Genomic DNA, 24,932 nt, shown 5'->3' with positions numbered 1-24,932 from the left:
GTACTGCTAACCGTGAACGCCGTAGCAGGCGCCCCTGTGCTTGGCAGGTTCAGGCCTGCTCGAGCGCCCCGTCCGCGAGCAGCTCGGTGATCGGCTTGGGCAGCAGGTACCCGGTGCCGCCGCCCGGCTGATCGAACCACGGGATCGCGGTACCGGAGAGCACCTCGATCTCACTGCTCACCCGGTAGGTGCGCACCTCGCGCTCGGCCCATTCGCCGGGCAGCGAGCGCTCCTCGAAGGGGGTGCCCGCGAGGTGTACGAGTCCGCCGTCCGGTTCGCCGTAGCGGTCCACGGTGGTACCGGGGGTGAGCCGGTCGCGCGCCTTGTTGCGGAACAGCTCGCCGGGCGGATCATCCGAGAGGCGCCAGCGTTTCCACAGGTCACTGGGGGAAAGAGCGGCCTCGGATTCCTCGGGTTCCCCGGGTGCCTCGGGCTCTTCCGGTTCCGCGGCGGCGGCGTGCCGGGGTGCCTCGGACTCGGCCTGCTGCGCGGGCGGTTCCTGGTCCGCGGCTTCGTGCTGGCCCTCGGCGGAACCGGCCGGGACGGCCACCTCGGACGACTCCTCGGCGGATCCGGTCTGTTCCGGTTCGCCGGGTTCGGCCTCTTCGTGCCCGGTTGCTTCGGGTTCCGCCGTTTCCGGCTCGGTCGTCCCCGGTTCGGCCGTTTCGGGTTCCGCTGTTTCGGGTTCCGTGGCTGCGCTCGCCGCGGGGCCGGGGGCGTCCGAAGCGGGTTCGGAGTCGGCGGCCTCGGGCTCGGCCGGCTCGGCAGGGGCGAGCTCCGACTCGACCTGAGCGGCGATCGGCTCGGCCTCGAGTGCGGCGGCAACGGGGGTGGGTTCCGGTTGCGGTACGGGGGCCGCCGCGTGGACGGGCTCCGGATCCGCCTGCTCGGTGACCGGCAGCGCCGCGGCGGCCGGGGCCGCTCCGGCATCCGGGGCCGTCTCCGGGCGGGACGCCTCGGCCGGGCGATCCAGGAGCAGCTTGCCCAGCATGAACGCGGCCGCGTCGTGTTCCTCGGCGAAGCGCATCGGGGCCGGATTGGCCGGATCAGGGCGGGCTACGAGCCAGCCGTCCGGGGTGCGCAGCAGGTGCCAGGTTCCCGGGACGAACTCGCCGATGCGGTACGACTCGGCGGGTACCCCGGCGGCCTCGAGCTTCGCGCGCAGCTGTGCGCCGATCTCGCCGCCGGAGGTCCTGGCCGGTTCCGGGGGCTCCGGTGGCGGGGTGGCGCCCTGGCGTACCGGTGGACCGGGGGGCCGTCCGCCCGTGATCATCCGCGCCGCGGCCTCGGCGGTGGAGTCCTCGAGATCGGGAGCGGCGAACTGACTCGCGCGCGCGTGCTCGACGAGTCCCGGCTCCGGGGGCAGGCCGTAGCGCGCGAAGTAGTAGTTGACCGCGGCCGGCCAGATCCACACACCGTCGGAGTGGAACGCGATGGGCACGCTCTGCTGCCCGTCGGAGGAGAGGTGGTCCACGTCGTTGCCGCGTACCGGGAGGATCAGTCTGGCCCGGTCGAGGTACTGGCGCAGCTGATCGCGCTCCTGCTCGGGCACCGGGGGCCGGTTCACCGTCGGCCGCCCGTTCGGGCCCTTGCCGTCGAAGATCCGGGCGACCCGGAACTGGGCTTCACCCGCGGGCGGCGCCGAATTGTCCGAGATGCCGGACATGCGCATCATCAGCCAGTCGGGGACGTCGGCCTCCTCACGCGGGAAGTAGCGCAGTTCGTCGCGGAACGCCTGCGGTGGCGGCTGGGTTCGCCACTGTGGCTCGTCGCGGTCGAACTCGACGTTGTACTTGGACGGCCGCTCGATGTGGTACCGCGCGTTGAACCAGGTGCCGCCCTCGATCGGGTGCATAGCCGCACGTAACCGGGCGAACATCAGGGCGATCGCGTGCGAGGCCGTCCACGCGTTCGTCGCGCCCGTGTTGTTCACGATCTCCGCGGACAGCTCGTAGTACCGTCCTGTTGCGCGGAACTCGGTCCGGATCTGCTGCCAGTCCTGCGGTGCTGCGTTGATCAGCGTGATGCCGATCTGCTTGATCAGCGCGTTGGAGTCAGCGGTAGTTGGCTGCGACACGGCGTATTCCTGTCACCTTCCCTTGACCTGATGAACCGCCCGGACGCCGACCGCCGCCCGGTGTGTCCGCATCTGGGTGTTCAGTAGAAACCGTAACCCAATCCGGCTTGCCGTGCGTTGTTCATCCGGAAGATCGAATACACCGGGCACGTGAATGGTTCCATTCACGTGCCCGGACCGTTCTGTAGGCCACCCGGTTCGTGACAGAATCCGGAACCGTGACAGCCACGATCCTGGACGGCAAAGCCCTCCGCACCACCATGCACGAAGAACTGCGCGAGCGGGTCGCCAAGCTGGCCGAGCGCGACATCGTCCCGGGACTGGGGACGGTTCTCGTCGGCGACGATCCCGGTTCGCACACGTACGTGCGGATGAAGCACCGCGCCTGCGAGAAGGTCGGGATCAACTCGATCCGCCGGGACCTGCCCGCCGACATCGGCCAGGCCGAGCTCGAGGCCGTGATCGACGAGCTCAACGCCGACCCGGCGTGCACCGGCTACCTCGTGCAGCTGCCGCTGCCCAAGCATCTCGACGAGTACCGGATCCTGGAGCGCGTCGACCCCGCCAAGGATGTCGACGGTCTGCACCCGGTCAACCTGGGCAAACTCGTGCTCGGTGAGCCGGCCCCGCTGCCGTGCACGCCGAACGGGATCATCACCCTGCTGCGCCGCTACGGGGTGCCGATCGAAGGCGCGCGGGTCACCGTCGTCGGCAGGGGGACCACCGTCGGCCGCCCGATCGGGCTGCTGCTGACCCGGCGCAGCGAGAACGCCACCGTCACGCTGTGCCACACCGGGACCCGGGATCTGGCCGCCGAGGTGTCCCGCGCGGACATCGTGGTCGCCGCGGCCGGTTCCGCGGGGATCATCACCGCGGACATGGTCAAGCCGGGTGCCGCCGTCGTGGATGTGGGCAGCACCCGCACCGAGAACGGTCCGGTCGGCGATGTCGCCCCCGAGGTCGCCGAGGTCGCGGGTTATCTGGCGCCGATCCCGGGCGGTGTCGGGCCGATGACCATCACCCACCTGCTCGCGAACGTCGTCTCCGCGGCCGAGCAGCGCGCGTGACGCACGTGGACCGGGCCAGCCTGCGCACCGCGCTCCCGTTCGCCACGGTGCTGCTCGTCGTGCTGGCCGGATTCGTGCTCATCGGCCTCTACCACTGGCGGTGGGGATCGACGCTGATCGGCGGCGGTCTGCTGATCGCCGCGCTGCTGCGGGGCATCCTCGGCCGGGAACAGATGGGCCTGCTCGCGCTGCGCAGCAAACCGGTCGACGTGCTGCTCTACGGCGGGTTCGGCGCGATCATGATCGTGGTGGCCCTGACCATCACCGGCGGGCCACTCGGCTGAGCTGGACGGGACTGGGCCGCACAGAACTGAATCACACAGAACTGAATCACACAGGACTGGGCCGGACAGCAGACCGCCCCGCAGGGAAACTCCCCGCGGGGCGGTGCTGAACGGAAACCGGGCCGGACTAGACGAGCCCCAGGGCGCGGACCGCGTCACGCTCCTCGACGAGCTCGTTCACCGAGGCGTCGATGCGCGAACGGGAGAACTCGCCGTGCTCGAGGCCCTGCACGATCTCGTATTTGCCGTTCGAGGTGGTGACCGGGAACGAGGAGATGATCCCCTCGGGCACGCCGTAGGAGCCGTCCGAGGGGATACCCATGGAGACCCAGTCGCCGGGGGCGGTGCCGAGTACCCAGTCGTGCACGTGGTCGATGGCCGCGTTCGCCGCGGAGGCCGCCGAGGACGCGCCGCGCGCCTCGATGATCGCCGCACCGCGCTTGGCCACGGTCGGGATGAAGTCCTCGGCGAGCCAGGTCTCGTCGTTGACGGTCTCGGCGGCGTTCTTGCCCGCGACCTCGGCGTGGAAGATGTCCGGGTACTGGGTCGCCGAGTGGTTGCCCCAGATGGTCAGCTTCTTCACGTCGGCGACGGCCACACCGGTCTTCTTCGCCAGCTGGGTGACCGCGCGGTTCTGGTCGAGCCGGGTCATGGCGGTGAACCGGTCACCGGGCACATCCGGGGCGTGTGCCTTGGCGATCAGCGCGTTCGTGTTCGCCGGGTTGCCGACCACGAGCACCTTGACGTCCTCGGCGGCACCGGCGTTGATGGCCTCGCCCTGCGGCTTGAAGATCCCGCCGTTCGCCTCGAGCAGGTCGCCGCGCTCCATGCCCTTCGTGCGCGGACGTGCGCCGACGAGCAGCGCGACGTTGACGCCGTCGAACGCGGTGCGCGCGTCATCGGTGATGTCGATCCCGGAAAGCAGCGGGAACGCGCAGTCGTCGAGCTCCATGGCGGTGCCTTCGGCGGCCTTGACCGCCTGCGGGATCTCGAGCAGCCGCAGGCGCACCGGGGTGTCCGGGCCGAGCAGCTGCCCCGAGGCGATACGGAACAGCAGCGCGTAGCCGATCTGGCCCGCCGCACCGGTCACGGTGACGTTCACTGGCGTCTGTGCCATTCGATACTCCTGGTCGCGGGGTTTCTGAGGGGTTGGTATGCCGCGATGCTATCTCCGTGCTCATCCGGTCCGACCCGGGATGTGCACAATGACTCGTGTGACGATGCTCGAGCGCGTGGCCGGGGTGTGCGGTGAACTGGTGCTCCGGCAGGTCGGCGGGCACTGTGAGGTCATCGCGAACGGCACCTTCCTGATGGACACCAGGGGCGGTGCCTCGGAGCGGTTGCTGGTGACCGCGGCGGCCGAGCGGATGCGCGCGGGCGGGCGGATGCTCATCGGCGGCCTCGGGGTCGGCTTCTCGTTACGCGCCGCGCTCGACCAGCCGAACGTCGGCCAGGTGGTGGTCGTGGAACGCGAGCGTGCCGTCGTGGACTGGAACGCCAGCGGTGGTCCGCTCGCGCCCTGGCACGGGGATGCGCTCGCCGAGCCCGCGGTGACGGTCCGGAACGAGGATCTGCTCGACTACCTGGCGGGGGAGCCGGTCTTCGAGGCGATCTGTCTCGATATCGACAATGGTCCACAGTGGACGGTCAACGAGGAGAACGCCGCGTTGTACACCGGAGCCGGTCTGGCCCGGTTGCGCCGCTGCCTTTCCGCCGGCGGTGTGCTCGGCGTGTGGAGCGCCGCGGCGGATCCGGGTTTCGAGCGGGCCCTGCGCGCGGAGTTCGCCGAGGTCGCCGTGCACGAGGTGCCGGTGCCCCGCGGCGAACCCGATGTGGTCTATCTCGCGATCGCGGGCTGAGCGGCGTCCGCCGGCCGGATCGCGACCACGCCGTCGACGGTGCCCTGGTACTGCACCCGGCCGGGCACGATGCTGCCGACCATCTGCAGGGTGTCGGAGAAGAAACCGGAACCGATCCGCCCCGCGGTGGAGGTGTGACCGGTCTTCGCGTCGATCACGGCTGCCTCGTAGTGATCGAACAGGGTGCTGCCCCGGGCACCGCCCAAGGGTTTCTCCCTGGTGATCGTGTACAGCTTCCCGTCCGCCGTGGACAGTCGCGGCACGGCGGCCGAACGCTCGTGGTTCCGCCATACCGTGGAACAGCCGCCCGCGTGTACATCGATCCTGGTCATACCGCCGGTGAACGGGGCGAGCAACGGGGTGCTCGGCCCCGCGCCCTCGGGAAGGGCGGGATACGGATACCCGTAGGTGCTCGCCAGGTACACCGAATCCCCGGAGGCCACCGGGGAGAGCTCGGTCCCGGCGATGCCGCTCGGCGTGGTGCACACCGGCGCCCCGGTGCGCGCGTCCACCACGACCAGGTTCTCCCCGGGCGCCGCGTTGTCGGTGATCGCGAGGTATTCGGTGCCGGTGCGCGGTCCGAAGAAAGTCGGTGAAGCGCCGGTTCCCCAGCTCAGCTGCCCCGGTTTCCGGCCCGGTCCGCGCTCGTAGGCCACCCGCCAGTCCACGTGCGGTACTCCGTCCGGGCCCGCCGAGAGCCGGTACAGGGCGTGCGTGGTGGCGACGGCGGTCCCTCCGGGCGCGGTGGAGATGCTGTTCGCGATCTGCTCACCGAGCCGGACGGTGCGGGCCACCGAGCCGTCCAGCACACCCACGGTGCCCCGGTTCGTGCCGAACCAGATCCGGCCACGCCAGTCCGGCATGAGGCTCGAAACGCCGTCGCCCTCGGGGATCGCCGAGCCCAGCGGGGTTCGCTCGGTGATGGTCAGCCGCCACCCGGAGCTCGTGTGCCGGTGGGCCACCCGCACCAGTTCGTTGTCGCCGTCCACGAAGACGAGCCGGTCGCGGTTGTCGAGGTAGGCGTAGACCCCGCCGAGCAGTGAGCCCTTCGGCAGCGCCAACCGGGCGAGCGGCCGCGTGGTCTCCGGATCGAGCAGGAAGACCGTCGGGGTGCGCCCGAGCTGCGTGGTGCACAGCGCTACCGGATATCCGTCCCGTCCGGCGAGCACTGTCGGGCAGGCGGCGCCCAGCTTGGCCGTCCGCACCCGCACGGGCCCGGTGCCCGGCCCCGCGGCGGTGGTCGTGTCCGAGGACTCCGCGTCCCCGTGCATGGTCGCGGATCCGGCGGGACCGAGCCACGGATTCGCCGGTGGCCCGGCGGCCGGAGCGGGGGTACCGAGTAGCAGGAGGGCGGCTGCCGAGACGGCGATGGCGAGCACCCGGTGACCGAATCGCAGTGGGTCGCGCATTCGGCACACGATGGCAGAAGGGCCGCTGCCTTGTCATGATCCAGACGGCGGAGTCCGGATCATGGGCAGCGGCCCGTTCGCGCCGGTGGTTACAGCTTCGAATAGGCGGTGGTCAGCACCTCGCGCAGGATCCCCTCGATCTCGTCGAAGTGCTCCTGGCCGCAGATCAGCGGCGGGGCGAGCTGGATGACCGGGTCACCGCGGTCGTCGGCGCGGCAGTAGAGGCCGTGCTCGAGCAGCGCGGGTGAGAGGTAGCCGTAGAGGATCCGGTTCGCTTCCTCGGCGGTGAACGATTCCTTGGTCGCCTTGTCCTTGACCAGTTCGACGCCGTAGAAGTACCCGTCACCGCGCACATCGCCGACGATCGGCAGATCGTGGAGCTTCTCCAGGGTGGAGCGGAATGCGCCCTCGTTGCGCTGGACGTTGCCGTAGAGGTCCTCGCGCTCGAACAGGTCCAGGTTGGCCAGCGCGATCGCACAGGCGACCGGGTGCCCGCCGAAGGTGATGCCGTGCGGGAAGGTCACGCCGTCGGCGAGGAACGGCTCGGCGATCCGGTCGGAGATGATCGTGGCGCCGAGCGGGGCGTACCCGGAGGTGAGTCCCTTGGCACAGGTGATGATGTCCGGCTGGTAGCCGTAGCGGCTCGCGCCGAACGCGTGCCCGAGCCTGCCCCACGCGCAGATGACCTCGTCCGAGACGAGCAGCACGTCGTGCCGGTCGCAGATCTCCCGGACCCGCTGGAAGTAGCCAGGCGGCGGCGGGAAGCAGCCGCCGGCGTTCTGCACCGGTTCGAGGAAAACGGCGGCGACCGAGTCCGCGCCCTCCATCAGGATCGCGCGCTCGATCTCGTCGGCGACCCACTCACCGAACGCCTTCGGGTCGTCGCCGAAGATCGGGGAGCGGTAGATGTTGGTGTTCGCGGCCTTGTGGGTGCCGGGTACGAGCGGCTCGAAGTTCTGCCGGTGCGCGGGGATGCCGTTGATGGACAGCGCGCCGTGCGTAGTGCCGTGATAGGCGATGGTGCGGCTGATCACCTTGTGCTTCATCGGTTTCCCGGTGAGCTTGAAGTACTGCTTGATCAGCTTCCACGCGGTCTCGACGGCCTCGCTTCCGCCGCTGGTGAAGAACACCCGGTTCAGATCGCCCGGTGCCTCGTTCGCGATGCGCTCGGCGAGATCGATCGCGCTCGGGTGGTCGAAGGACCACAGCGGGAAGTAGCCGAGCTCGCGCGCCTGCTTGGCGGCCGCGTCCGCGAGCTCCGCGCGCCCGTGCCCGGCCTGCACCACGAACAGCCCGGAGAGCCCGTCGAAGAAGCGGCGGCCGGTGTCGTCGTAGACGTAGGCGCCCTCGCCGCGCACGATGGTCGGAACGCCGGGGGAGTCGTGGGCCGTCAGCGGGGTGAAGTGCGGCCACAGGTGCGCCTTCGCGGCTGCGCGCCGGTGTTCGAGTGCGGTGTTCGCATTGTCGGCTATCGCGGTCATGTTCCACGTACTCCAAACGTTACGTTCCTTCGTACTTCATGTATCGCATATCCCGCGCCATTTTGCAACCGAATTCGTAGTTTTATGTGCGATCACATACGGAAACTGCGGCTGCCATCATCTCCGTATGACGGATTCGGTGAGCGAGCAGGAACCCGGGACGGCCAAGGGACTGCGCGCGGGGGCGCTCGGCCTGGTCTCGCAGATCGTGATCGGGGTCGCCGCGACCGCACCGGCCTATTCGATCGCCGCGACGCTCGGTTTCCTCGTCATCGCCGGTGTCGGAGTGAAGGCCCCCGCTTTCCTGGTGCTGGCCTTCATCCCGATCCTGTTCATCGCGATCGGGTTCCGCGAACTCAACCGCGCCGAGCCGGACTGCGGGATCAACTTCACCTGGGCCTCCCGGGCATTCGGCCCGCACGTCGGCTGGTTCACCGGCTGGGTGGTGATCATCGCCCAGATCCTCGTGATGACCAGCCAGTCAGCGCTGACCGGCAAGTACACCCTGCTGCTTTTCGGACTGGACTCGCTCGCGGGCAACCGGTTCGTCTCGGCCGTTGTCGGGCTCTGCTGGCTCGCCGCGCTGTGTTACCTGTCCTATCGCGGCATCGAGGTGTCCGCGCGGGTGCAGTGGGTGCTGCTGTTCGCCGAGCTCGTCGTGTTGATCGCGTTCGCGATCGTGGCGCTGACCAGGGTCGGTTCGGGCACCGCGGGACCGCAGTCGCTGACCCCGGACTGGGACTGGTTCTGGCCGGGCGGGGTGGGCGCGGGCGCGTTCATCTCGGCGACCCTGCTCGCCGTGTTCATCTACTGGGGCTTCGAGAGCTGCCTCTCGGTGAACGAGGAGTCGCGGAATCCCCGCCACGGGCCCGGTAAAGCGGCCGTGGTCTCCACCGCGCTGCTCGTGGTGAACTACCTGCTCGTCACGGTCGCCGCGGTCGCGTTCGCCGGGGTCGGCACGCACGGCATCGGGCTGGGCAACCCGGACAACGCCGAGGATGTGCTCGCCGGGCTCAGCGGCGCCGTGTTCGGCACCGGTGGTCTCGGCGCGCTGTTCGGTGTGCTGATGGTGATCTCGGTGCTCACCTCGAGCGCGGCGACCAGCCAGGCCACGATCATGCCCGTCGCGCGCAGCACGCTCGCCATGGCCAGTTACGGGGCACTGCCGAAGGCCTTCGCGCGGGTGCACCCCAGGTATCAGACCCCGGTGCTGGGGACCTGGGCCTTCGGCCTCGTCTCCGCGATCGTCTACATCGGACTGTCGCTGTGGAGCGAGAGCGTGCTCTCCGACTCGGTCGAGGCCACCGGGATCACCGTGGCGATCGAGTACGGCATGGTCGGGCTGAGCTGTGTGTGGGTATTCCGCAAAACCCTGTCCCGCAGTGTGCGGAACCTGGTGCTGCGCGGGCTGGTGCCCGGTCTCGGCGCGCTGTTCTTCTTCACGGTCCTGGTGCTGGCCTTCGTCGAGTACAGCGATCCGGGCTACGGGGACACCTCGGTGTTCGGCTTCGGCGGGGTGGCCGCGATCGCGATCGTGTGCCTGCTGATCGGGGTCGCCCTGCTCGGCTGGCTGCGCCGGGCCCGCGGTACCCGGGGGTTCTTCACCTCGGCGGGGATGGCGCGCGGCTCGGTGGACCCGGCCACCGATGCCATGCGCCTGGAACCGCGCGACTAACGGACGTCGCGGAAGGACGGCTTGCGCTTCTCCAGGAAGGCGGCCACTCCCTCGGCGTACTCCGCGCTCGTGTGCGCATTCGCGTACAGCTCGGTGACCGCCCGGTCCTCGCTGTCCAGGCCGTCCTGGATGCGGCCGATGATCGTCTTCGCGCCGCGCAGGCTGACCTGGGCGCGCGAGCCGATCGTGGCCGCGAGCTCGTCCACCCGCTTGCCGAGCGCCTCACCGGGATGAATCTCGTTGACCAGCCCGATGCGCAGCGCGGTGCTCGCGTCGATGAACTCGCCGGAGAACAGGATCTGCTTCGCCCACGCCGGCCCGACCGCGTGCACCAGCGCGCGGGTCGAGGTGAAGTGGTAGACGAGGCCGAGCTTGGCCGGGGTGATCCCGAAGGTGGCGTCCTCGGCGGCGAGGCGGATATCACAGGCGAGCGCGATCTCGCAGCCGCCGCCGATGCAGAAGCCGTTGATCGCCGCGATCGTCGGCACACTGAGCCCGGCGAGTGCGCGTTCCCCGAGGTGCACCGCGGCCGCGTAGCGCTCGGCGCCCTCGGCACCCGCGCGCAGGGTGGTGAACTCGGAGATGTCCGCGCCCGCGGAGAAGTGCTCGCCGCCGCGCACCACGAGCACCTCGGCGCCGGAGCGCTCGACCTCGGCGGTGATCTCGGGCAGCCGGGACCACATCTCGAAGGAGATCGCATTGCGCTTCGCCGGGCGGTCGATGGTCAGCGTGGCCACTCCGGCCCCGATCTCCAGCCGCAGTTCGTCACTCACGTTCGCGTTCCTTTCCCTGCCGGGCCCGCTCGAGCACTTCGAGGCGGGGCCTGCTCTCCAGGTTCTCCAGTCCGTGCCAGGCGATGTTCACCAGGTGCGCGGCCACTTCCTCCATGCGGGGCTTCCCGGTGACCAGCCACCACTGGCCGGTGAAGGCGACCATGCCGACCAGGGCCTGCGCGTAGAGCGCGGCCAGTTTCCGGTCGTGGCCCTGGCGGTCGAAGTAGACCCCGATGACCTCCTCGGCCTGGGTGGCGATGTCGTTGAGCAGGCTGGAGAACGTGCCGCTCGTGGAGGCGACCGGGGAATCGCGGGCGAGGATCAGGAATCCGTCCGCGTTCGAGTCCACATAGTTGAGCAGGGCCAGCGCGGCGCGTTCGAGCAGCAGTTTCGGATCTTCGTCGGCGGAGACCGCGGCGACCATGCGGTTCATCAGCACCTGCATCTCGCGGTCCACGACCACCGCGTACACGCCCTCTTTGCCGCCGAAGTGCTCGTAGACGACGGGCTTGCTCACCCCGGCCCGCGCGGCGATCTCCTCGATCGAGGTCGCCTCGAACCCCTTCTCGGCGAACAGCGAGCGGGCCACGTCGAGCAGCTGGGTCCGGCGCTGCACCCCGGTCATCCGCACCCTGGGCACCGGGTTCTGCTCCGCGTCCGGCCCGGAGCCCGCGGCCTCGGCCGCCCTGCGTTCCCTTCGCTTACTCGCCACGGGCCAACCCTAGAGCACGCATGGGGACTCCATGTCCTGCTGCGTTGCGACGCTGGCGAAGTACCTTCGCGTGCCAGCGCGGAGCCTCGCTGCGCAGGCGCGCAATCACCATAGCTCCGCTATGGCTCGATCCTCCGCCTTGCTGATCCTGGGTGCGGGTATCCCGCAGGGAGCCCGCCACGCTGACTCCCGCTCGCGACGGACGAGAGTCCCCATGCGCACTCTGAGCACGCCCCCGAACACCCCGCGAAGCGCGAAAATCCCCGGCGGACGCGCAGTCCGCCGGGGATCCGGATGCCAGGCTCACTCGTTCGCCACGGCGAGCCGCGCCAGGCGGTTCGAGGTGGGCCAGCGAACGTTCTTGGCCCAGCCGAACTTCTCGAAGAACCAGATCAGCCGGGCGGAGATGTCGATCTGCCCGCGCTGCACGCCGTGCCGGGCACAGGTCGGGTCTGCGTGGTGCAGGTTGTGCCATGCCTCGCCGCCGGAGAGGACCGCGAGCGGCCAGAAGTTCGCCGACTTGTCCCTGCTGCGGAACGGCCGCTCACCGAGCATGTGGCAGATCGAGTTGGTCGACCAGGTCACGTGGTGCAGGATCGCCACGCGCACCAGGCCAGCCCAGAAGAACGCGGTCAGCGCGCCCCACCAGGACCACGAGATCAGCCCGCCGAGCAGGGCCGGGGTGAGCAGGGACAGCAGGGTCCAGAGCCAGAACAGCTTGGACAGCTTGGTGATCAGCGGGTCATTGAGCAGATCGGGGGCGAACCGCTCCTTGTTGGTCTTGTCCCGGTCGAAGACCCAGCCCATGTGCGCGTGCCAGAAACCGCGCGCGATCGCGGCCGGGCTGTTGCCGAACAGCCACGGGGAGTGCGGATCGCCCTCCCGGTCGGAGAAGGCGTGGTGGCGGCGGTGGTCGGCGACCCAGAAGATCACCGGGCCCTGCAGGGCGGTCATGCCCGCGATGGCGAGCGCGGTACGCAGGCCACGATTTGCCTTGTACGAGCCATGCGTGAAGTAGCGATGGAATCCAGCGGTCACACCCAGCAGCGAGACCCAGTAGAAGGCGAAGCCGAGGATGATGTCGAGCCAGCTCAGGCCCCAGCCCCAGGCGAACGGGATAGCGGCGAGCAGGGCGACCATCGGCAGCAGGAGGAACACGATCACGCCGAGCTGGGCGCTGAACGGCCGCTTGCCCGTTATGATCGGTTTTGGGCCGTTCGCTTCCGGGGGAGTTTCGGGGGCGAGGGCGCTTGTCATGGGTTCACCGTACCCAAAATTAGGGGATCTTTGCTTACGACACCGTAACTTACTTCACCGTAGGTTACTCGCGCTCGAGTCCGAATGGCGGACACTGTGATTTTCGCGCCTTTTTCGATCAGGCGGAACCCTTGCGTGGGCGATATCGTACGCATGCAAAGATGGGCTTGGTCGCGACTGCACAGCGTCCATACGGAGACAGGGTCCGTACGGACCGGAGCCGTTGATCGTGCTGATCCGCCGTAGTGTAATGGCAGCACCTTGGATTTTGGTTCCAATAGTCCAGGTTCGAGTCCTGGCGGCGGAGCGGTAAGTGAGCTTATCGGTCGTTGGCAGATGGGTATTGGGTTGGTCGATGCGGGACATGGGCGACCCACGCTACGTGCTACGACAACAGGGCACGCTGGATGACGAGCCGGAGGAGGACACGGGCAGGCTGCCCGGGAACTCCCCGGAGGATCCGTCCGGCTCGGAGATCCTGCTCGAGCGCGCACGCGTGGTGTTCGCCGCGGCGCAGAGCGATTCCCGCTCCAATCAACACATCGCCGAGGTCGACCAGCTGGTGGACGTGGCCAAGCGGATGGGCGAGGTCTCGGTCGTCGGGCAGCTGCTCCGCTACGCCGTCGTGGTGCGGCTCGCGGTCGACGGCGGGGAACAGGCCACCCGGGAACCACTCGCCGAATTCGAAGCGTACTGCCGGCGTAACGGACTGCTCGTGCTGCTCTCCGATGCCGGTGCGCTGCGTGCCAAGGTGGCGCTCGGCTCCGGGCACGAGGACACCGCGATCAGCGAGATCGCCCGCGCGCTCGCGGTGCTCGACGACGTGGACGCCGCCGAGGAGGTCCGTTCCCCGCACGCGGTGCTCGGCACCGTGCTCGTGGACATCTCCGTGGTGCTCATGGCGCTCGGCGTGTTCGAGATCGCCGACCAGATCATGCGCCGCGCGCAGAAGGTGGCCGAGGCGACCAACGACACCCACCTCGAGGTCGTGCTCAACAGCAACCGCATCTTCCTGCTCCTGGAATGGGGCAGGCGGCTGGAGCGGCTCAACTTCCCGGACACCGCGCGGCAGAACTTCGTCAAGGCCTCGATGCTGGCCAAACAGACCGAACAGGTGTTCCTGAGCTCGCGGTTCCCGGTCGATCCGGACCGCCCGGTCGCCGACCAGCACCAGGCGCTCGCGGTCGCGCACGCCTACGCCAATCCGGGCAGGCACCACTACGCCCGGCTCGGTGACCGGCTGGAGCGCGCGACCGCCCCGCACGACAAGATCGACGTCGCGCTTCCACTGGCCAGATGCATGGAGCGGGAGGGGGAGTACGCGCGGGCGACCGAGCTGCTGTCCTCGGTGGTGGCGAGCACCGCGGGAGTGCGGATGCTGTTCCCCCTGCTGCGTGTCTCGCTGTACCGCGAACTGGCCAGGATGACCGAGCTCGCCGAGAACGCCCAGCGCACGGGCGCGGTGCAGGACTACATCCACCAGCTGGAGCTGGAACTGTGGCAGTTGCGCGAGACCAGGATGGTCACCCTGAACACCCGCAGGGAACACGAGCGCCTCGCCCGGGAACACGGTGCCGTCTCCGCGCAGGCCATGCAGGATCCGCTCACCGAACTGCCCAACCGGCGCGCCCTGACCGAACGACTGCTGGCGATGAGCGATGACGCGCGCTGCTTCCCGCTCGCGATCGCGCTCATCGATCTGGACGGGTTCAAACTCGTCAACGACCGGTACTCGCACGGGCGCGGGGACGAGGTGCTGCGGGCGATCGCGAACACTCTCCGTGAGGTGCTGCGCGGGGACGATCTGGTCGCGCGCTACGGCGGGGACGAGTTCGTCGCGGTGCTCGGCGGTGCCCCGCTGCACGCCGCGCACGCGGCACTCGGCAGGGCGGTCGCCGCGGTGGACCGGCTCCCCGAGGAGGTCACCCGCGGGGTGACGCTCTCGGTCGGCGTGGTCTCGATGACCCGCACCGAGACCGAGGCCGGGGTGCTCGCCCGCGCGGACGCCGCCATGTACGAGGCGAAGCGGCGCGGGGGCAACACCGTCGTGGTGCTGGACGGCACGGGCGACGAGGGCGTGACGGCAGGCCCGTAGGATTCCGGGTGTGACGCTGGCTGGACGAGAACTGAGCACGATCGTGCTCGCCGCGGGCGAGGGCACGCGCATGCGCTCGCGCACCCCGAAGATGTTGCACCGGATCGCCGGGCGGACCCTGGTGGAGCACGCGGTGCGCGCGGTCGCCGCGCTTTCCCCCGGTCACCTGGTCGCGGTGACCGGGCACGGGCGTGAAGAGGTCGGCGCACATCTGACCGAGCTCGGCGAGCGGATCGACGCCCCTATCGCACTGGCCGTGCAGGAGCGGCAGCTCGGTACCGGGCACGCGGTCGCCTGCGGGCTCGCCGCCCTTCCGGAGGACCTGACCGGGACCGTCGTGGTGACCTACGGTGACGTGCCGTTGCTGGACACCGCGACCATCGAGGAATTGCTCACCGAGCACACCGAACGCGGCAATGCCGTCACCGCGCTTTCCGCGGTCGTGCCGGACCCGAACGGATACGGGCGCATCGTGCGCGAATCCGGTGCGGTCACCGGGATCGTCGAGCACAAGGACGCGAACGCCGAGCAGCGCGGGATCCAGGAGATCAACGCGGGCGTCTACGCCTTCGACCTGCCCCTGCTGCGCTGGGCGCTCGGCCAGTTGTCCACGGAGAACGTGCAGGGCGAGCTCTACCTTCCGGATGTGCTCGCCATCGCCCGCGCGCAGGGGCGTTCGGTCGGCGCGCTGGTGTGTGCGGATCCGTGGCAGGTGGAGGGCGTGAACGACCGGGCCCAGCTGGCCACCCTCGGCGCGGAGTACAACCGCAGGCTGGTGCGCACCGCGCTGCTCGGCGGAGTGACCATGACCGACCCCTCGACGGTGTGGCTGGACGCCGAGGTGGAACTCGGCAGGGATGTACTCGTGGAGCCGAACGTGCAGCTGCGCGGGCGGACCGTGGTCGGCGAGGGGGCCACCGTCGGCCCGGACACCACGCTGAACTCGGTGCGCATCGGGGCCGGTGCCGCGGTGGTGCGCACCCACGGCACCGACGCGGTGATCGGGGACGGGGCCTCGGTCGGGCCGTTCGCCTACCTGCGGCCGGGCACCGAGCTAGGCGAACAGGGCAAGATCGGTACCTTCGTGGAGGTCAAGGGGTCCTCGATCGGGGCGGGTTCGAAGGTTCCGCACCTGTCCTACCTCGGGGACGCGACCGTCGGCGAGCACTCCAATATCGGGGCGGCGAGCGTCGTGGTGAACTACGACGGCACGAACAAGCACCGCACGGTGATCGGCTCGCACGTGCGGATGGGTTCGGACAACATGTACGTGGCCCCGGTGACGGTGGGGGACGGGGCGTACTCGGGGGCCGGTGCGGTGATCCGTGAGGATGTGCCACCGGGGGCGCTCGCGGTGTCCGGGGGACCGCAGCGCAATATTGAGGGCTGGGTCGCGAAGAAGCGTCCGGGAACAGCGGCGGCGAAGGCCGCCGAGGCAGCACAGGCGTCCGCTGATTCGAACGATCAGGAGTAGAAGCGGTCATGAGTTCCAAGTCCGGCACACCGAAAAAGAATCTGCTGCTCTTCTCCGGGCGCGCGCACCCGGAGCTGGCCGACGAGGTCGCCAAGGAGCTCGACATCTCCGTGACCGCGCAGGACGCCTATGATTTCGCCAACGGCGAGATCTTCGTGCGTTTCCAGGAGTCGGTGCGCGGGACCGATGCCTTCGTGCTCCAGTCGCACACCGATCCGATCAACAAGTGGATCATGGAGCAGCTGATCATGGTGGACGCGCTCAAGCGCGGTTCCGCCAAGCGCATCACCGTGGTCATGCCCTTCTACCCGTACGGGCGCCAGGACAAGAAGCACAAGGGCCGCGAGCCCGTGTCCGCGCGGCTGATCGCCGACCTGTTCAAGACCGCGGGCGCGGACCGGCTGATCACCGTGGACCTGCACACCGACCAGATCACCGGTTTCTTCGACGGGCCGGTCGATCACATGCGGGCGCAGAAGGTGCTCACCGAGCACGTCTCCGAGACCTACGGCGGTGAGGACATCACCGTGGTCTCCCCGGATTCCGGGCGCACCAAGCTCGCGGAGAAGTGGGCCGACCGGCTCGGCGGCTGCCCGATCGCCTTCGTGCACAAGACCCGGGACCCGCTGCGGCCGAACGAGGTCGTCGCAAACCGGGTGGTCGGCGAGGTCAAGGGCCGGCTGTGCGTGGTCGTGGACGACATGGTCGACACCGGGGGCACCATCGCCAAGGCGGTGCAGCAGCTGCTCGACGAGGGCGCGTCCGGTGTGGTCATCGCCGCGACGCACGGCATCCTTTCCGGTCCGGCGCCCGAGCGGCTGGCCAACTGCGGCGCGCGTGAGGTCATCTTCACCAACACGCTGCCCATCCCCGAGGAGAAGCGGTTCGCCAACCTCACGGTGCTCTCGATCGCTCCGCTGCTGGCGCGCACGATTCAGGAGGTCTTCGACGACGGTTCGGTGACCAGCCTGTTCGACGGCGACGCCTGACCGTTTTCCAGCTGTTCCGAATCGGGGTCCGCGGTGTTCACGCGGACCCCGATTCGGTTACCTGCCAGGCGGGCACGTATACTTTCCGGGTTGTCTCGGCGAGGGTCCGCGTGTCGATCGCGTGACCGTGATCGACGTGGCGTTCTCGCGCAGTGCGCGCGTGATTCGCGCGCCCGCTCAGCCTTCGCCAGCGACCACTACCGCTGCCCAGTTGTCCCAAGCATCGCAAGGAGTTTTCCGTGTCCGAGGTTCGTCTCGACGTCGAACAACGCACCGAGTTCGGGAAGGGCGCGGCCCGCCGTGCCCGGCGCGCGGGCAAGGTCCCGGCCGTGCTGTACGGCCACGGCGAGGACCCGCGTCACCTCGCGCTCCCGACCATCGAGTTCGCCAGGGTGCTGCGGGAGAACGGCCAGAACGCCGTGCTCACGCTCAGCATCGAGGGGCGCAACGAGCTCGCGCTGACCAAGACGGTCGCCGTGCACCCGCTGAAGAACTACATCGAGCACGTCGACCTGCTCGTGGTCAAGCGCGGTGAGAAGGTCACCGTGGACGTGCCGGTGGTGGTCACCGGTGAGCCGGGCGCCGGCGCCGAGTACTACCAGGACATGGACACCGTCTCGGTCGAGGCCGAGGCGCTGCACATTCCCGAGCAGTTCGAGGTCTCCATCGAGGGCGCCGAGGCAGGCACCCAGATCCACGCCTCCGAGATCCAGCTGCCGCCGAACGTCGAACTGGTCACCGACGGCGAGTACCTGGTCGCGCACATCGCGGCGATCCAGGACGCCGACACCGAGGGCGACGAGAGCGCCGAGGAGCCCGCCGAGGCCGGTGAAGAGTCCGCGTCCTCGGACGAGAGCTGAGTTGGAGCAACACCTCGTAGTCGGGCTCGGTAACCCGGGCCCCGGGCACGCAGGAAACCGGCACAATGCCGGTTTCCTGGTGCTCGACGAGCTCGCAACCCGCCTCGGCGGGAAGTTCAAGGCGCACAAATCCGGTGCCGAGGTGCTCGAAGGGCAGCTCGACGGGCACCGGGTCGTGCTCGCCAAACCGCGTTCGTACATGAATCTCTCCGGCGGCCACGTGTCCTCGGCCGCCAAGTTCTACAAGATCCCGAACGAGCGGATCCTCGTCGTGCACGACGAGCTCGATCTCGCCTTCGGCACCATCCGGCTCAAGTTCGGCGGCGGTCTCGGCGGCCACAACGGCCTGCGCTCGATCGCCAAATCCCTGGCCACGAACGACTTCGCCCGGGTCCGCTTCGGTATCGGACGTCCTCCCGGCCGGATGGACCCCGCAGACTTCGTGCTCCGCGATTTCTCCAGCGTCGAGCGCAAGGAACTCCCGTTCGCCGTCGACGCCGGGGCGGATGCCGTGGCGGCCGTCCTCGCGAAGGGCCTCGAGGCGGCACAGAACACCGTCAACGCGAGCTGACGAATCGGTCCGGATCTCCCCACGGTTATCGCGCCGGGTGATAGTCCCGGTTCATCGGGCGATCAACATGTGTCCGATTTGTCCGATTTATTGGGAAAGATCCCGTAGATTCGTGCGTATTTTGCGGGTGCATGGACATTCTCGGTGTCTTGGCAACTAAGGTGCGTCTGCAGCGGACGGCGCGTAGTGGCCCACATGGCCACCGATCGGGGTTCGCGTCCACGAAGCATGAGCACGAACGCAAGACGGGAGTTGAGCCGTTGACGAGCGCAGCAGCAGCTGGGGGCGGTAAGCCGCTGACGATGAAGGATGTGACCGTCACCGATCCTGGAGTCGTCAAGCGCGCGGTCGGCGCAGCGATGGTCGGTAACATCACCGAGTGGTACGACTTCGGTGTCTTCGCCAACCTCGAGGCGACGCTCGGAGACGTCTTCCTCTCACCGGCCGGTGACACCATGAAGACGATCGGGACCGCGATCCTGTTCGCCATCGCGTTCACCGTCCGGCCGTTCGGCGGGCTGTTCTTCGGTCCGCTCGGGGACCGGATCGGCCGGACGAAGGTACTGGCGATCACCGTCATCCTGATGGCGTCGGCCACCTTCCTGATCGCGTTCATTCCGGACTACAACACGATCGGAATGGCGGCACCGTTACTGATGGTGTTCCTGCGACTGGTGCAGGGCTTCTCCACCGGTGGCGAGTACGCGGGCGCGATGACGTTCATCGCCGAGTACGCCCCGGACAAGCGCCGCGGTTTCTTCGGCAGCTTCCTGGAGTACGGCACCGCGATCGGTTACCTGATGGGCGCGATCATGTCGCTCGGTGTCAGCCTGATGCCGCACGACTTCGTGATGTCCTGGGGCTGGCGGATCCCGTTCCTGGTCGCCGGGCCGATCGGTCTGATCGGTCTGTACCTGCGGATGAAGCTGGAGGAGACCCCGGCTTTCCAGGCGGTGGCCAAGGAATCCGAGGCCCGCGAGGGCAGCCAGTCGCTGAAGGAGCTCAAGGAGATCGCGATCAAGTTCTGGAAGCCGATCTTGATCTGCGGTGGCCTCGTGGTCTGTTGGAACGGCGTCAACTACGTGCTGACCACGACCATGCCCGCCTACTTCAACTCCTACAACAAGCCGATCACCGAGAACCACGTCAGCGAGTACCTGCAGATCGGTTCACTGGCGATCATGCTGTTCATCATCCCGTTCATCGGGAAGCTCTCCGACAAGATCGGCCGCAAGCCGGTCATGTTCACCGGTGTCGGGCTGATCATCGTGCTCGCCATTCCGTCCACGCTGCTGACCCAGTCCACCTCGGTCCCGATGGTGGCCGGCGGCATGGTGATGATGACGCTGATGCTGCTGTGCTTCAACAGCACCTCACCGTCCACGCTGCCGAGCCTGTTCCCGACCGAAGTGCGCTACGGCGGTCTCTCGGTCGCGTTCAACATCTCGATCTCGGCGTTCTGCGGGACCGCTACGGTGATCATCACCTCGCTGATCGCGGCGACCGGGGACCACAACTGGCCCGGTTACTACCTGATCTTCGTCGGGGTGCTCGGCCTCGTGGCGCTGTTCTTCATGAAGGAGTCCGCGAACCGGCCGATGCAGGGCACTCCGCCCGCGGTGGCCACCGAGGAGGAGGCGCGCGAGCTCGTCGAGGCGAGCCAGCGGGCCGCGGAGAAGGCCTGAGTCAGGCGATAGCAACGACAGAGACAGAAGAAGGGGCGTGGCGCTTCCGGGCGCCACGCCCCTTCGTCGTCTGTACCTGGCGGCTTACTCGGCCATCGCGAGGGCCGGAGCGGGGGTGGCCTCGACGGTCTCGACCGAGCTCTTGCGCATGTGGCTGCGCGTCGCCTTGGTGATGATGCCTGCGACACCGAACAGCGCCAGGGCCTCCGCGCCGATGGCAATGATGATGCTAGCCATGATGGACTCCTTTTTTGGGCAGAAAGATCTAAGGTCTTTGAAGGTATGGGGTTGGGTGTAGCGGGAAGGCCTTACCCAGGCGGCGAGACTGCCGTAAGAACCCTGGTTGGTGTCTTCATCCCGTACATCGCAAGCATGCCCGACGCCGTTTCGTGATGCACTAGGGATTTCCTGTGTGCTATGACACATTTGTTTTATGTCTTACCTGGTAGTCGCGCGGCAAGCAGATAACCATCCGGTCACGGCGGCTCCGGATCACCGCCGGGTGACACGCCGGTTCGAGGGGGTGCCGCTGTTCGGGTGACGGCTCTCGATAGGGTGCGGCGCTACGTGCTCACCGAAGCCATGTCGGGGTGGCGGGCGAGACGTGTTCTGAGAAAGTCAAACCAGGAGGAATGACTGATGCCCTCCCGCCTGCGCTGGCAGGTCCGAGTGCTCGCTCTGGCTGTCCTCGCGTGCGCGCTGACGCTCCCCGGCGGCGTCGGCAACGCGGCAACGCTCGCCGTCGATGAAAGCTCTGATGCCTCGATGCCGCTGACCGGTCCGGTCGCCATCGGCGCGATCGGACTCGGCGCGATCGGCCTGGTTTTCGGGCTGGTGCGGAAACGCCGCCAGGTCGCCGAGGCCGCCCGCAGGGAACGGGCCGAGCGGATCCCGCACCCGCGCGGTGAGACCGAGGTCCGGATGCGCGCACACCGCGGCTGAGGAGTGCGTCTGGGAGCCCTCGTTCGCCGTAGCAGGACATGGGGCTGCCAGAGGTGCTCGTAGTACGCCTGGCAAGATTCCCTTCGTGAGTGTGCCTGCCAGTAACGAATCCTCGCTTCCCGAGCGGCCCCGGGTGTTCTCCGGTATCCAGCCGACGGCCGATTCCTTCCACCTCGGCAACTACCTCGGCGCGGTCCGGCAATGGGTCGCTCTGCAGGAGACTCACGAGACCACCTACTGCGTCGTCGACCTGCACGCGATCACCATGGAGCAGGATCCGGCGCAACTGCGCGAGCGCACCTTCGTCTCGGCCGCCCAGCTGCTCGCCGCGGGGATCGACCCGGATGTGAGCACCCTGTTCGTGCAGTCGCACGTTCCCGAGCACGCACAGCTGAGCTGGGTGCTCGAATGCCTCGCCGGATTCGGGGAGGCCTCGCGGATGACTCAGTTCAAGGACAAGTCCGCCAAGCAGGAAAGCGATCACGTCAGCGTCGGGCTGTTCACCTATCCGGTGCTGCAGGCCGCGGACATCCTGCTGTACAACGCCAATCAGGTGCCGGTCGGCGAGGACCAGCGCCAGCACCTGGAGCTCTCCCGCACCCTCGCGCAGCGGTTCAACAGCCGGTACGGTGCCACGTTCACCGTTCCCGAGGCCTACATCCTCAAGGAGACGGCCAAGGTCTTCGATCTGCAGGACCCGACGGCGAAGATGTCGAAGTCGGCCTCCTCGCCGAACGGGATCATCGAACTGCTCGAGGACCCGAAGCGCTCGGCGAAGAAGGTCCGGTCCGCGGTCACCGACAACGACCGCGAGATCCGCTACGACGAGCAGGCCAAGCCCGGGGTTTCCAACCTGCTGTCCATCTACTCCGCGCTGACCGGGGAGAAGATCGCCGAACTCGAGAACACCTTCGCCGACAAGGGATACGGGGACCTGAAGAAGGCGCTCGCCGAGGTACTGGTCGAGTTCGTCACCCCGATCCGGGACCGGGTGCACGAGTACCTCGACGACCGGGCCGAGCTCGGCAGGGTGCTCGCGAAGGGCGCCGCGCGGGCCCGGGAAACCGCCGCGGTCACCCTCGCCGAGGCTTACGAGAAGGTCGGGTTCGCCCCGGCGCGGTAGCTCCGCGTGCGTTCGGTGCGTCGGTTTTGCGGTAGTCCGTCCCGGTGGATACGGTCCATCCGTGGCGCGCGGTACACGAGTAGACACGGGTGCGAAACCTGCCGAGGAACGACCTGGGTTCATCACGCGGTTGCGCCGCAGAAGGCCGGGCATCGATCACGTCCTGCGCGCCTATGACGCCTACACCGAGCGCTACGGGGTGCACTACGCGGCCGCGCTGACCTATTTCAGCGTGCTGTCCCTGTTCCCGATGGTGCTGCTGGCTTTTTCCGTGCTCGGCTTCGTGCTCGCCGGGGACATGGCGCTGCAGAACCAGATCCGGGACGGCATCAAGGCCGCGCTCCCGCCCGGCGCACTGCGCGAGCTGATCGGCGACGTGATGGACACGGCGATCAAACAGCGCGGCGGGACCGGAATCGTCGGCCTGGTGATCGCCCTGTACTCCGGGGTCGGCTGGATGGGCAACCTGCGCAATGCGCTCACTGCGCAGTGGGGACTGAAGAAGCCCGCGCTGCCGTTCCTGTCCACCCTGGTCAAGGATCTGCTCGCGATGCTCGGTCTGGGCGTCGCGCTGATGGTGTCGTTCGGGCTCACCGCGCTCGGCAGCGGGTTCACCCGCCAGATCGTCACGTTCGCCGGCTTCGACCCGCACGGCCCGGCCAGGTACGTGCTCGTGGTCGTCTCGCTGCTGCTCTCCATCGCGGCGAACTGGCTGATCTTCCTGTGGGTGATCGCCCGCCTGCCACGGGCCAGGGTCTCGATGCGTACCGCGGTCCGCGGCGCCCTGGTGATGGCGGTCGGATTCGAGATACTGAAGCAGGTGATGACGATCTACCTGCGCTCGCTGCAGAGCAACCCGGCGTTCACGCTGTTCGGGCCGATCCTCGGGCTGATGGTGTTCGCCAATTTCGTCTCCCAGCTGCTGCTGTTCCTCACCGCGTGGACCGCGACCGCGAAGGAGAACCAGCACGTCGAGGTGCCCGCACCGGGAGCGGTGGTCCGTCCGGTGCTCGGGGTGCACACCGGGCCGAGCGGGGGACAGGCCGCGGGCCTGTTCGGCGCGGGCGCGCTGCTGGGCATCCTGCTCTGGCGCAGACGGTGAACGGCGGCTGGCGGCGCCGCTCCCGGCGACTGACCGGGGCACTGGCCGCTGCCGGCCTGCTCACCGATCCGCGGCTCGGCGCGGCCTTCCGCGAGGTGCCGAGGCACGTGCTCGTCCCGGTCTACCTGGAGCGCACCGAACACGGCTGGCGGCGCCGGGAATCCGCGCGCGAACTGGCCACCGTCTACTCGGACACGGTTCTGGTCACCGCGGTCGGCGGGGACGGCGAGGTGCTCTCCACGTCCTCGCAGCCGGGGGTGATGGCCAGGATGCTGGAATCGCTCGCGCTCCGGGACGGGATGCGGGTGCTCGAGATCGGCACCGGATCCGGCTACAACGCGGCCCTGCTCTGTCATCGGCTCGGCGCCGGGCGGGTGTACTCGATCGACGTGGAACCGGAACTGGTCGCCACCACCAGGGACCGGCTCGCCGGGCTCGGTTATCACCCGAACCTCGCGGTCGGGGACGGTTCCGCCGGATTGCCCGAACACGCCCCGTTCGACCGGGTGCTGGCGACCTGCGCGGTGCCCGCGATCCCGTTCGCCTGGGTCGAGCAGTGCCGGATCGGCGGGGTGCTGCTCGGCGATCTGAAACCGGTGCGCTCGGCGGGCAACCTGGTGCGGCTGGTGCGGGTCGGCAGACAGCGGGCGCAGGGGCGGTTCGAGCGCGGCTACGCGACCTTCATGGACCTGCGCCAAACCGCGGGCCTGGTCGCCGAATCGGGCTGGCCGCCGCCACGGGGCGAGGGACAGCGCAGAGAGAGCGAGCTCGCGCCCGGGCCGCTGTTCGACCACGGACTGGTGGTGTGGTTTCTCGCCTGCCTCGAGCTCGGACCGGGAACCGTCTCCGGGTTCTTCGGCTACGAACGGCGGCAGTTCCGGCTCGCGACCGCGGACGGCTCGCTCGCCTCGGTCTCGGTGCGCCCGCGTTCGGGTGTCCACCAGGTGCGCGAGTACGGACCTCGGCAGCTGTGGCGGATCGTCGAGGCGGCGCACGAGCACTGGGTGGCGCTCGGTAAGCCGGGGTGGGACGCCTTCGGCCTCACGGTCACCCCCGAGCGGCAGACCGTGTGGTTCGGTGAACCGGGCGGCGAACCGAGCTGGGTGCTCGGTTCGCCGGTGCCGCCCGAGTGATCAGTCGCGCACGTCGACCGGGGCCAGGACGGTGACGTCGAGCGGTGTCGCGAGCAGGTCGGGGAGCTGGGCCCGGTAGTTCTTGTAGTGCGCGGACGCGCGGTGTGCCTCGAGCGCGGAGGAGTCCCGGTAGCGCTCAACGAGCACGAACTGCGTGTCCTCGGTCTGGGTGGTGAACAGGTTGTAGGAGTGGCAGCCCGCTTCGGCCCTGGTGGGCGCCACCATCCCCTCGAGCAGTTTCCGCAGCTGCTCGGCGTGCTCGGGGGCCGGGGTGAAGCGGGCGATCACGGTCACGGGGTTCTCGTCGGGCACGGTGTCTCCAGTCGGTTGGGGTGGGGCGACTCTTGCGCCGCTGTCGATAATA

At 68.6% G+C, this 24,932-nt stretch carries 23 protein-coding genes and 1 tRNA gene; 15 read left to right on the top strand and 9 right to left on the bottom strand.

What is annotated here, in order from left to right; all coding sequences use genetic code 11:
• Positions 1 to 49: 49 nt before the first annotated feature.
• Positions 50 to 2,077: a TNT domain-containing protein gene (locus tag AD72_RS20815; protein WP_037346734.1), complete on the bottom strand. Its 2,028-nt coding sequence runs from the start codon at positions 2,075 to 2,077 to the stop codon at positions 50 to 52.
• A gap of 218 nt (positions 2,078 to 2,295) precedes the next feature.
• On the opposite strand from AD72_RS20815, the gene AD72_RS20810 reads away from it, so the two are divergent.
• Both AD72_RS20810 and AD72_RS20805 read left to right on the top strand, forming a co-directional pair.
• Positions 2,296 to 3,144 carry a bifunctional methylenetetrahydrofolate dehydrogenase/methenyltetrahydrofolate cyclohydrolase gene (locus AD72_RS20810; protein ID WP_031468209.1) on the top strand — a complete coding sequence of 283 codons (849 nt, stop codon included), beginning with the start codon at positions 2,296 to 2,298 and terminating at the stop codon, positions 3,142 to 3,144.
• A complete protein-coding gene (locus AD72_RS20805) occupies positions 3,141 to 3,428 on the top strand; it encodes a DUF3017 domain-containing protein (protein ID WP_031468208.1) in 288 nt (95 codons plus the stop codon). The genes AD72_RS20810 and AD72_RS20805 overlap by 4 nt, the downstream gene beginning before the upstream one ends.
• Positions 3,429 to 3,555: 127 nt before the next feature.
• Here AD72_RS20805 and AD72_RS20800 read toward each other — a convergent pair whose 3' ends face one another.
• Positions 3,556 to 4,545, bottom strand: coding sequence for a malate dehydrogenase (locus AD72_RS20800; protein WP_031468207.1), 990 nt, complete (start codon positions 4,543 to 4,545; stop codon positions 3,556 to 3,558).
• A gap of 103 nt (positions 4,546 to 4,648) precedes the next feature.
• Between AD72_RS20800 and AD72_RS20795 the strand changes: the two genes are divergently transcribed.
• Positions 4,649 to 5,287, top strand: a complete 639-nt coding sequence (locus tag AD72_RS20795; protein WP_231644918.1) for a spermidine synthase — start codon at positions 4,649 to 4,651, stop codon at positions 5,285 to 5,287.
• Here the strand turns inward: AD72_RS20795 and AD72_RS20790 are convergent.
• Both AD72_RS20790 and AD72_RS20785 read right to left on the bottom strand, forming a co-directional pair.
• Complete coding sequence (locus tag AD72_RS20790) at positions 5,266 to 6,696, bottom strand: hypothetical protein (protein WP_031468205.1); 1,431 nt, start codon at positions 6,694 to 6,696, stop codon at positions 5,266 to 5,268. The two genes, AD72_RS20795 and AD72_RS20790, sit on opposite strands and share 22 nt — an antisense overlap.
• A gap of 89 nt (positions 6,697 to 6,785) precedes the next feature.
• Complete coding sequence (locus AD72_RS20785) at positions 6,786 to 8,177, bottom strand: aspartate aminotransferase family protein (protein WP_031468204.1); 1,392 nt, start codon at positions 8,175 to 8,177, stop codon at positions 6,786 to 6,788.
• Between the two features lie 127 nt (positions 8,178 to 8,304).
• On the opposite strand from AD72_RS20785, the gene AD72_RS20780 reads away from it, so the two are divergent.
• Positions 8,305 to 9,852: an APC family permease gene (locus tag AD72_RS20780; protein ID WP_031468203.1), complete on the top strand. Its 1,548-nt coding sequence runs from the start codon at positions 8,305 to 8,307 to the stop codon at positions 9,850 to 9,852.
• Here AD72_RS20780 and AD72_RS20775 read toward each other — a convergent pair.
• From AD72_RS20775 to AD72_RS20765, 3 genes are all read right to left on the bottom strand, one after another.
• Positions 9,849 to 10,625 carry an enoyl-CoA hydratase/isomerase family protein gene (locus tag AD72_RS20775; RefSeq protein WP_031468202.1) on the bottom strand — a complete coding sequence of 259 codons (777 nt, stop codon included), beginning with the start codon at positions 10,623 to 10,625 and terminating at the stop codon, positions 9,849 to 9,851. The two genes, AD72_RS20780 and AD72_RS20775, sit on opposite strands and share 4 nt — an antisense overlap.
• Positions 10,618 to 11,250, bottom strand: a complete 633-nt coding sequence (locus AD72_RS20770; RefSeq protein WP_197285031.1) for a TetR/AcrR family transcriptional regulator — start codon at positions 11,248 to 11,250, stop codon at positions 10,618 to 10,620. Before AD72_RS20770 ends, AD72_RS20775 begins: the two co-directional genes overlap by 8 nt.
• A gap of 390 nt (positions 11,251 to 11,640) precedes the next feature.
• On the bottom strand, positions 11,641 to 12,594 hold the full coding sequence (locus AD72_RS20765) for an acyl-CoA desaturase (RefSeq protein WP_031468200.1): 954 nt from the start codon (positions 12,592 to 12,594) through the stop codon (positions 11,641 to 11,643).
• Positions 12,595 to 12,830: 236 nt separating this feature from the next.
• On the opposite strand from AD72_RS20765, the gene AD72_RS20760 reads away from it, so the two are divergent.
• The 7 genes from AD72_RS20760 to AD72_RS20730 all read left to right on the top strand — a co-directional run bounded on the left by AD72_RS20760 (position 12,831) and on the right by AD72_RS20730 (position 20,268).
• Positions 12,831 to 12,901 (top strand) — tRNA-Gln (locus tag AD72_RS20760).
• Between the two features lie 57 nt (positions 12,902 to 12,958).
• Positions 12,959 to 14,689, top strand: a complete 1,731-nt coding sequence (locus AD72_RS20755; RefSeq protein WP_051898837.1) for a GGDEF domain-containing protein — start codon at positions 12,959 to 12,961, stop codon at positions 14,687 to 14,689.
• Positions 14,690 to 14,699: 10 nt separating this feature from the next.
• Entirely contained in the window at positions 14,700 to 16,163 is a 1,464-nt protein-coding gene (gene glmU, locus AD72_RS20750; protein ID WP_156365303.1) for a bifunctional UDP-N-acetylglucosamine diphosphorylase/glucosamine-1-phosphate N-acetyltransferase GlmU, read from the top strand.
• Between the two features lie 8 nt (positions 16,164 to 16,171).
• A complete protein-coding gene (locus AD72_RS20745) occupies positions 16,172 to 17,152 on the top strand; it encodes a ribose-phosphate diphosphokinase (protein WP_031468197.1) in 981 nt (326 codons plus the stop codon).
• A 239-nt stretch (positions 17,153 to 17,391) separates the two neighbouring features.
• Positions 17,392 to 18,012 (top strand): 50S ribosomal protein L25/general stress protein Ctc, encoded by a 621-nt coding sequence (locus AD72_RS20740; RefSeq protein WP_031468196.1) that lies wholly within the window; start codon positions 17,392 to 17,394, stop codon positions 18,010 to 18,012.
• Position 18,013: 1 nt separating this feature from the next.
• The gene (gene pth / locus AD72_RS20735; protein ID WP_031468195.1) at positions 18,014 to 18,583 is read left to right on the top strand and encodes an aminoacyl-tRNA hydrolase; all 570 of its coding nucleotides are present in this window, start codon (positions 18,014 to 18,016) and stop codon (positions 18,581 to 18,583) included.
• Positions 18,584 to 18,885: 302 nt separating this feature from the next.
• Positions 18,886 to 20,268, top strand: a complete 1,383-nt coding sequence (locus AD72_RS20730) for an MFS transporter (protein WP_031468194.1) — start codon at positions 18,886 to 18,888, stop codon at positions 20,266 to 20,268.
• An 84-nt stretch (positions 20,269 to 20,352) separates the two neighbouring features.
• Here AD72_RS20730 and AD72_RS36730 read toward each other — a convergent pair whose 3' ends face one another.
• Positions 20,353 to 20,505: a hypothetical protein gene (locus AD72_RS36730; protein WP_156365302.1), complete on the bottom strand. Its 153-nt coding sequence runs from the start codon at positions 20,503 to 20,505 to the stop codon at positions 20,353 to 20,355.
• Positions 20,506 to 20,907: 402 nt separating this feature from the next.
• Between AD72_RS36730 and AD72_RS20725 the strand changes: the two genes are divergently transcribed.
• The 4 genes from AD72_RS20725 to AD72_RS20710 all read left to right on the top strand — a co-directional run bounded on the left by AD72_RS20725 (position 20,908) and on the right by AD72_RS20710 (position 24,568).
• Positions 20,908 to 21,210, top strand: a complete 303-nt coding sequence (locus AD72_RS20725) for a hypothetical protein (RefSeq protein ID WP_031468193.1) — start codon at positions 20,908 to 20,910, stop codon at positions 21,208 to 21,210.
• An 85-nt stretch (positions 21,211 to 21,295) separates the two neighbouring features.
• Positions 21,296 to 22,333: a tryptophan--tRNA ligase gene (gene trpS, locus AD72_RS20720; protein WP_082469072.1), complete on the top strand. Its 1,038-nt coding sequence runs from the start codon at positions 21,296 to 21,298 to the stop codon at positions 22,331 to 22,333.
• Positions 22,334 to 22,463: 130 nt separating this feature from the next.
• A complete protein-coding gene (locus AD72_RS20715; RefSeq protein WP_197285030.1) occupies positions 22,464 to 23,435 on the top strand; it encodes a YhjD/YihY/BrkB family envelope integrity protein in 972 nt (323 codons plus the stop codon).
• Positions 23,432 to 24,568 carry a methyltransferase domain-containing protein gene (locus AD72_RS20710; RefSeq protein WP_031468190.1) on the top strand — a complete coding sequence of 379 codons (1,137 nt, stop codon included), beginning with the start codon at positions 23,432 to 23,434 and terminating at the stop codon, positions 24,566 to 24,568. The genes AD72_RS20715 and AD72_RS20710 overlap by 4 nt, the downstream gene beginning before the upstream one ends.
• Here the strand turns inward: AD72_RS20710 and AD72_RS20705 are convergent, their stop codons facing one another.
• On the bottom strand, positions 24,569 to 24,880 hold the full coding sequence (locus AD72_RS20705) for a putative quinol monooxygenase (protein WP_031468189.1): 312 nt from the start codon (positions 24,878 to 24,880) through the stop codon (positions 24,569 to 24,571).
• Positions 24,881 to 24,932 lie beyond the last annotated feature (52 nt).

The sequence above is a fragment of the Sciscionella sediminilitoris genome, assembly GCF_000737195.2.
GTDB lineage: Bacteria > Actinomycetota > Actinomycetes > Mycobacteriales > Pseudonocardiaceae > Sciscionella > Sciscionella sediminilitoris.
The sequence above is the reverse complement of the archived record's forward strand: the minus strand, read 5'-3'. Positions and strand labels throughout refer to the sequence as shown.